At 65.1% G+C, this 415-nt stretch carries 1 pseudogene; it reads right to left on the reverse strand.

Annotated elements, in window-relative coordinates:
* Positions 1 to 80: 80 nt before the first annotated feature.
* Positions 81 to 415, reverse strand: a pseudogene (locus tag AB4Y92_RS26115) (ABC transporter substrate-binding protein); the annotation flags it as partial.

Below are 415 nucleotides of genomic sequence, written 5' to 3' on the forward strand. Positions count from 1 at the left end.
CATGTCTCGCTTGTTGGGGAATCCTGGTGGGCGACGGCGCAGGCGAGCCGCTGGAGGGCAGCTTGCCCGCGCGCGACCGGTCACTTCCTGAGGCTGACGGCCCAGAGTCTCGGCTTCGGCATGATGGTGGCGGCATAGCCCTGGACACTCGCGCGCGCCGCGGCGACTTCGACACCGTTATAGAGCATCAGAAACGGCGCCTGCTCGATGAAGAGAGCATGGAGCTTGTCGAACAGGGCCTGACGTTCGCCATCCCTGGTCGACGCCAGGATATCGCGCAGGAGTTCCTCCGCCTGCGGATCGTCCCAGATCCGGTTCGGCCGCTTGTCCTTCGAGCCCATGACCGCGCCATAGGCCAGGGCGGGGTCATAGCGGGCCGAATAGGAGAAGGACTGCATCTGGTAGTTGCCCTTGC

The organism is Lysobacter sp. TAB13 (assembly GCF_052113885.1).
GTDB lineage: Bacteria > Pseudomonadota > Gammaproteobacteria > Xanthomonadales > Xanthomonadaceae > Lysobacter > Lysobacter gummosus.